Raw genomic sequence first — 4,300 nt, forward strand, 5'->3', positions numbered from 1 at the left:
CCCCCCATGTCCTGGTCTGCACCGGTGCCGGCGGCGGCAGCACCACACTCCTGCGCTCCCTCACCGCCCAGTTCCTCCACCAGGGCGCCCACGCCCTAGTCCTCGACCCCAAGCGCATCTCCCACCTGTGGGCCAAGGCCCTGCCGACGGTCACCCACCGGGGCAACGTCGCAGGCATCCACGACGCCCTGACCAGCCTCGCCACCGAGCTCCAGCGCCGCCTCGACCTCGACGGCGACCTCGACGGCGTGCCGCGCCTGATCGTCGCGCTCGACGAGGCCAACGCCACCGTGCGCCGACTCGCCCGCTACTGGAAGACGTTCCGGCAGAAGGACGACCCGACCACGTCCCCGGCTGTCACCGCGCTCCAGGACGCCCTGTGGGCGGGACGCGCGGCCCGCGTCCACGTCATCTACGACGGGCGCCCCGCCGGTGTCCTCGGAGCGCAGGTCCGCGAGCAGTTCGCCACGGTGATCCTGTCGCGGTTCACGGCCGACACCTGGCGCAGGCTCGCCCCCGTAGCCGTGCCCGCCCCGAAGCAGAGCAGGCACCCGGGCCGTTTCCACGTCATCCAGCAGGGCACCACCATTCAGGAGACGCAGGCGATCGTCATGACCGACGCCGAAGTCGTCAACTGGCTCACCGACCCGTACGACAACGAGAGCTGACCCCCAGCCGGACCACGGGCCCCGGACGCAGCCGTGTGCGCCCGGGGCCCGTGGTCTGCTCAGTACCTGCTTCCGAACCTTGAATCGGCTTCTGACCCGCCAGGATTCGAAACACCGGCCCCACCAGCCGGGGGATCCTGCCAGACATGGGCGTCATGCGGTCGGTCAGTGGCCTCATCCGATCAAATTGTGAATTCCCTGTTCGAGAGCCGCCGGTCTGCTGTCAGTCTGGCGAGGTCGCCGCGGGCCGGGCTCTGTCCGCGGCGGTGAGCGATGCGCGGTCCGTGTTCCGGGTGGTTAGTGATCCCGGCGGGTAGGCCGCGCCTGCACGGGCGTGACCGCACCGTCGCTGGTTGTCGGGGTCCGCCGGGTCCCGCCCGTGGTGGCGCGCAACCGAGTGAAAGGGGACCTTCATGTCCTCGAACGCCACCCCGATACCCGTACCTACGGGATGGCACCGCAGAGCCAGGACCCACAATCCGGGATCCGCCCCGGCCGCGGGATGGGGCCCGCTGCGCCGCATGCGCCGACGGGTGCTGTCCGGGCTGGCGACCCTGGCCCTGGCGGCCGGAGTGGGACTGGCCGTTCCCCAGGCCGCCCACGCCGTCTCCAACGTCAGCGTCTCCTCCACCACCGTCGCCGCCGGTGACACCTTCACGATCAGCTTCAACGGCACCGCGGACTTCGATATAGCTGGCGCCGGTGAGAACTTCTACGCCGGCTCTTCCACCCTCGGCCGGCTCCCCGATTTCACGACCATCGAATCGTGCACGGGCAACACCGCCCCCTGCACCAGTGTCTTCGGCGTCGCCCAGCGCGTACCGCTGGGCGACCTGGCGGCGGGCGGCGCGTTCAGCGGAACGCTCACCCTCCGGGTCAACCCCGCAACCCCGGCCGGTTCCTTCGTCCTGGGCTACCAGCTCTACGGCGACACCGGCGGCGAGGCCACTGTGTACGAGCAGACCATCACCGTCACCGTCGCGCCGCCGCCCACCGCCGACCTTGCCGTCGGCGTGACCGCGCAGCCCCACCTGGGCATCCTGACCCCCTACCTCACCTACACCCTGACCGCGAACAACACCGGCCCCGGCGCGGTCACCTCCGCCACCGTCACCGCCGCCCTGCCGTCCGGCGCCTCCGCCACCCGCCTGTCGGCCGGATGCACCACCGGCACCGGCACCGGAACCGTGACCTGCACCTACGGCGCCATCGCCAACGGAACCAGCGCGGCCAAGTCCTTCCGCGTACCCCTGCACCTGCTCTCCCTGGGCCACGTCACCGTCACCGGGACACGCACCGCCTCCACCCCGGCGGACCCGAACCCGGCCAACGACACCGACAGCGCCACCTGCACCGTCATCTCCGTCCTTCTGACCACCTGCCCATAGCCCACCCCACATCCCGCCCCGCACGGCCGTCACCCCGATACCCACACGGGAGATACTCCACCGGGCACCACCGGCGGCGCAGCCGACCCGAGAACAGGCTGCGCCGCCGCGGTCCGTGCCCGCGCGAGGTGCCCGATCAGTGCCTGAGGCACTCAGAACCGTGCCCGCCTCGTACGGGCCCTCTACGCGCTGCTGGACCGTGGGCGCGCCGCGTCAGGTAGGCACAAGGCGGTGCCACCGCTCACAGCGATCCTGCCGACGGAGGTGCCGCCACGGGGCTCGTCCCCGGCACGGATCCTCGTGTTCGGCCAACGGGCCGCAGGACTGAGGTCGTTCGCAGGCAGCCCGCCCGTGACCCGGGCGTCGGCACTCCCGTTGAGCGAAGGGGGACACCCTGGCATCCGGAGAACAGGAGAGACATCCATGACGACGACGTGGCTCGACTTCACTTCCCTTCTCGTCAAGACCCTCGGCCCCGAGAGCGTCGAGGTGGACACGGAGAAGGGCACGACGATGACCGCCGTCTTCGAACAGTCGCTCAAGCTCAGTGACGGCACGACGAAGAAGCGCTACCAGGATCTGCACTTCGAGTACGACGGCGAGAACGCCGACTGGATCGCCGTCACCTCCTTCATCGGCCCCGCCGACAGAATCGACATCCCCGCCCTCCTCGCCTTCCTCGGCGAGGACTGGAAACTGCCCGCCGTCGTCGTCGACGAGCAGCTGGCCCTGCGCCATCACTTCGGCCTGCCCGAGACCGACGGCGGCAAGGGCACGGAAGCGGTGAACAAGGAGGTCCTCGACAAGGCATTCGCATCGGCCGTTGTCGTCGGCAGCCTGGCCGACTTCCTTGAGGCGCACATCATGGAGCAGGACGAGGAGTAGCCGGCCATCACGGCCTCCCGGTGCCCCGCCCACATGGGCGGGGCACCGGGAGACCCGATCGGTCGCAGGCCCACAGAGCGCAGCCGGGACGGACCGCGGCACGGGAGCGGGCCGTCAGAGGCCCGGTGCGGGCGCGTACAGGTCCACCGAACCCGGCAACGCAATGGCACTTTCGCTGGCCGGAGCGGACGGGTAGGACACGGCGAAGCGGCGTCCGCAGACGGCCCGGACCGCGCCCGCCTCGTACGGGCCCTCTACGCGCTGCTGGACCGTCTTACCGAACCCGCCTCGGTTGCAACGCAGTTCACGAAGCGGGGGAGCGGCCCAGGATCCCAGGGTCTACACGAGCACCAGTGCGATGCCATGCCCTGAGTAGCGGCATCGCACTGAGGTGTGTGTAGGCCCTGGGCCGGGATGCCGCCGACCCCGGACAGCAAAACAGCCCCGGGCGCACAGCGCGCCCGGGGCCTTTCCCGCAGTGCTCACGACGCCGCCCATGCCACTCCGGAAGCGGCGCCGTGAACGTGTTCTCTCACCAGTTGTCGGGGGCGCTGCCCACCCACGCGACCGGCTGGCCCTCGCCGTTGCGGCCCCAGTGCGGTTCCTCCGCCTCGTGGCCGTCGGGCAGCACGCAGATCCGCCCCCAGCGGCCGTGCTTCCCGGACAGATCCCGGCGCGCCGGTCCGCCTCACCGCCGCGCGCGGCCTCGTCGTACCTGTCCCGGAACAACTGGAGATGGGCACGCAACTCGATGCCGAACTCCGTCCCCACCTGCTCCCTGGCCTCCCGCACTCCAGGGGCGGACAGCACACGTGCCCACCTTGAGCGGCAGTGATTGCAGGCAACGGCCCGTGCCGGACCTTGCCGGGGCACCATGGGCCAGGGGCGGTACGACCAGGCGGCGGGCACACGGCTTCCTCGCCGTCGGGGCCACCAGCCGGTCGGCTACGGGGTGCGGAGCAGGAGCACGTCCGGTCCCAGGGACGGGAGAGGGCTCTCGTCATCAGCCGGGCGGACGTAGACCGTGAGACGGGGTGAGAACCGGATACCGTCCGCGGCGCGTCGGGCCCGTTTGCGCTCGCGCCGGGTACCGGTCGCCGACCGGGCGGCCCGAAGTGCCGTACGGACGGACCGCCAGTCGTCGGGTGGCACCGCCAAGGCGGCGATCGCCAGGTCGCTCCAGTGCCTGGAGCGTTCACGGTGGACGAGGTCAAGGGCATCGAGGACTTCCGGAGGAACGCCGGAGGCCGGACGGGCGGGGGTGGGGGAGCCCGGTGCGGCGACATGCGTGTAGTAGTTGTTGAGGGCTTCGTTGCCGGTGCCGAGGAAGACGATCTCCTGCGGTGCGGGCTGGACGGG

3 protein-coding genes and 1 pseudogene are annotated in these 4,300 nt (G+C 71.0%); 3 read left to right on the top strand and 1 reads right to left on the bottom strand.

Features of this window, described 5'->3' with window-relative positions; translation table 11 throughout:
- The 3 genes and pseudogenes from FF041_RS38075 to FF041_RS23395 all read left to right on the top strand — a co-directional run.
- Positions 1–668: pseudogene (locus FF041_RS38075) on the top strand (type IV secretory system conjugative DNA transfer family protein); the annotation flags it as partial.
- Between the two features lie 413 nt (positions 669–1,081).
- Complete coding sequence (locus FF041_RS23390) at positions 1,082–2,056, top strand: DUF11 domain-containing protein (RefSeq protein ID WP_228388564.1); 975 nt, start codon at positions 1,082–1,084, stop codon at positions 2,054–2,056.
- Positions 2,057–2,479: 423 nt separating this feature from the next.
- Positions 2,480–2,941 (top strand): hypothetical protein, encoded by a 462-nt coding sequence (locus tag FF041_RS23395; RefSeq protein WP_153524633.1) that lies wholly within the window; start codon positions 2,480–2,482, stop codon positions 2,939–2,941.
- Between the two features lie 945 nt (positions 2,942–3,886).
- Here FF041_RS23395 and FF041_RS38080 read toward each other — a convergent pair.
- The coding region (locus tag FF041_RS38080; protein ID WP_194292138.1) for a hypothetical protein at positions 3,887–4,300 on the bottom strand (414 nt) is incomplete at its 5' end.

The sequence above is a fragment of the Streptomyces jumonjinensis genome (assembly GCF_009600885.1).
GTDB classification, from domain to species: Bacteria; Actinomycetota; Actinomycetes; order Streptomycetales; family Streptomycetaceae; genus Streptomyces; species Streptomyces jumonjinensis.